Origin of the sequence: Paenibacillus popilliae ATCC 14706 (genome assembly GCF_000315235.1) — a bacterium.
Taxonomy (GTDB): domain Bacteria; phylum Bacillota; class Bacilli; order Paenibacillales; family Paenibacillaceae; genus Paenibacillus_B; species Paenibacillus_B popilliae.
In genome coordinates this window covers 1-2863 of record NZ_BALG01000154.1, presented here as the reverse complement: position 1 = coordinate 2863, position 2863 = coordinate 1, and the positions used below count along the sequence as shown (strand labels likewise).

Genomic DNA, 2863 nt, shown 5'->3' with positions numbered 1-2863 from the left:
GGCATGTTATTTATGATCCAGTCCGTCATGGACCACTTGCTACCTGGGTAATGCAAAATCCGTGGGATGCTGCTCAAAGTCTCCCCTCCTTGCTGCTTGATAACCAGTTACTGATTACGTCACACCATTTGGAATAATTCCGGAATAATATTAGTCGATTTTGACAAGTGGTAACTGGATATCACTTTGTACTTCATCCCCCCAGGCTGCCCACCCAGGAAATCGCTGCCGTGCAAATAGTTCAATCCGTGGTACGTCTCCCATCATCTCAACCAATCGATCTCGGGCCTCGTCCGGCTTCTGGCTATGATCTCGTAGAGGCGATGATATATACTGCCTCACACTATGGCTGATGACCTTCGGCCGACCACGCCTCGCAAAAAAGCAATCCTCTGTATTGCCTCTCGTCCAGTGGCCCATGCCGAAATGTGACTTGCCTCGCACCGTCTCTTTATGCCATGTAAAACCTTTCATGGTTATCAACTCAAATCCCCATGCATCCATGACATACAGGGCTTCTCGCGGCATTGGAGGTACCCACCACATGGCAAGTAGGCAATCATCAGCGGCCAAGGCTTTAACCGGCAACACTGCTATGTCATCAAGTGTCATGACCGGATACTTACACGCAGCCCCACGGTTGCCAGCCTTGGCAGTGTCTTTATATTTCCAAGGGGGATCTGCGTAAATGATGCTATATTTCATTGCCGCATATCTTCAAACGGTACTAAATGCTTTATCCGGTTGTAGACAACTCGCTCGTCTTGATAGGCCTTGTAGTATTGTTCGTGCTCGTAATCAATTACATCGTAGTGCATTTCACATACTGGGACTGTTGCCCATGTCGTAGTTGCAGCATGCTTACAGTTCGGTACTTTGCAATTCATGCTCCCCTCCAATCCGCCGGAACAACTCCGCCCCGGCTGCCTCAAATTCTTCATCCGCCGCCGCCATGTCCAAAATAGCGGCGCATAACTCAGGGGTTGTTGCGCTTGTCCAATTCATTGCGCCCTCCCATCATCCAGCATCTGAGCTAGTCTACGCGCTGCCCCATTTGTTGCAGTTGGGACAGGGCCCGAACTGCGTCATCACCCCCGTGCATTTGATAACTACTTTGCTTCCGCCGCACTCTTTACACATGTTCAATCCTCCCTCAAGCGATAATTAAGCTCCATGCCACCTGCGAGCGTCACCGTATGCCCACGGGCCATTTCGCGCAGTCGGCTACCGACCGCCTCATCAATGCTGCACATCTGCGCAAAGCTCCGTTCAGAGCTAATCATGAGAGGCAGGTTTTCCAAATACCGATGATTTACGATTGCAAAAAGCTGTTCCAACTGGAATGCTGTAGGCTCCGTCCGTCCTTTGAACACGTCATCCATGAATAACACATCTGCCCGCCGCAACCGCCATATCCGTTCGTTCAGCGCCCCCAAGTCGCTTTTTAGTTCGTTGAATGTCTCGACCCAAGGGAAATATACAACCCCTACGCCGCGCCGCAGCAACTCATTCGCTCCGGCCATTAACAGATGAGTCTTGCCGCACCCTGGACGCCCAAGTAAGGCGATGCTGTTCTGGCGCCGCTCTTTGATGGTTTCAAAGTCCCGAACATATTCGGCTGTGACGGCGTATGCTTCGCGGACAATATCCGGTACACGGGCCAAGTCAAAGTTGTCAAAAGACTTCTTGCGGAACTCCTCCGTTATGGCTGACGCTTTAAAAAGCCGCTCAATGATCCGTCTCTTCTCGCATTCACAATCAACCCACGTGTCAACGAAGTATTCTATATCGCCATATTTTTGGGGTATCTTCTTGAAATAGCCGCGTTCATCTTTACACCCGGGGCATTCGTAGTTAACTTCTACCCGGCTTGTCGAGAAACGCGAACTCGCTTTCGCCGCTCGGCGTCGGATCTCTTCCACGTTTAGAGCCCTTGCTGCTTTCTGCATGCTGTTCCTCCTTCCAACGTGCCTGCTCCTCTTCAAATGCTAGAGCTGTCCTAATCCCTTTCTGTTCACATCGCTCAAGAATGCCCCAGAAGTAACTGATATCCTTGCCTCTCTTTCGAGTTAAGGAAACGGCGTGCTCAATTAATTCCGGTTCCATCCCTGAAGCAAGATGCCTTTCAAGCTCGCTTATTTGAATTGGATTAATGACAAGGCCAAAGTTGCTTTCGATCACTCGATATGCTTTTGAAAAATTCTCATCGTTTTCGCCGCCGATTTCACTATTACTACTACTATGGTTAGGTTTGGTTAGGTTAGGTTTGGTAGCCCTGTGACTCTCGCGGTCGTCACTGCTTTGTTCTAGTGACGTACCTGTGACATCCGCGTGACCGTCATTATCCATACTTGTGACTTCCTTCTTTTTGGCGCGTGACTTACGTTTCCTCTCCTTGTTCTGTTCTTTCTTTTCTAGGAGACGCCCCACGTATTCAAACCAGTTGTGTATGCTCAGATCTTCGTTAACAAAACCCGCATGTATCAAGGCTTCTAGCAGTTTTTCAGACGCCCCATCCCACTCGCAAGCATCTGCAATATCAGCAGATTCATAACGAGATAAGTCTCCATCTTGGGCGTAATCCATAGCCCACCACCAAAAAAGATGCAGGTGCCCTATCGCCGTTGGTAAGGATGTACCAAGCAACCTTGTAAATCGTTTTGTTTTAGGATGCCGGGCTAATTCCTGATGACTTTCTATCCATGCCAGTGACACCCTCCCCTTTCCCGTGGACGTCACGCGGACGTCACGCGTTGTTGGCTTCGTATAGCCGTTCCCGGTATTGTTCGGCCCACCGCCGCCCCTCACGTGTATAGTCGATCCAGTTGTGACATGTGCCTGTATTGACGCTAGGCCCGCATAA

At 49.9% G+C, this 2863-nt stretch carries 4 protein-coding genes; all 4 read right to left on the bottom strand.

Going from position 1 to position 2863, the window contains the following annotated elements:
• Positions 1-150 precede the first annotated feature (150 nt).
• Positions 151-705 carry an MT-A70 family methyltransferase gene (locus PPOP_RS10795; protein WP_006286367.1) on the bottom strand — a complete coding sequence of 185 codons (555 nt, stop codon included), beginning with the start codon at positions 703-705 and terminating at the stop codon, positions 151-153.
• 156 nt (positions 706-861) lie between these two features.
• Positions 862-1005 carry a hypothetical protein gene (locus PPOP_RS22760; protein ID WP_006286364.1) on the bottom strand — a complete coding sequence of 48 codons (144 nt, stop codon included), beginning with the start codon at positions 1003-1005 and terminating at the stop codon, positions 862-864.
• 137 nt (positions 1006-1142) lie between these two features.
• Complete coding sequence (locus tag PPOP_RS10790) at positions 1143-1922, bottom strand: ATP-binding protein (protein WP_234399792.1); 780 nt, start codon at positions 1920-1922, stop codon at positions 1143-1145.
• On the bottom strand, positions 1855-2715 hold the full coding sequence (locus PPOP_RS19435; RefSeq protein ID WP_148277916.1) for a DnaD domain protein: 861 nt from the start codon (positions 2713-2715) through the stop codon (positions 1855-1857). The genes PPOP_RS10790 and PPOP_RS19435 overlap by 68 nt, the downstream gene beginning before the upstream one ends.
• Between the last annotated feature and the right edge of the window lie 148 nt (positions 2716-2863).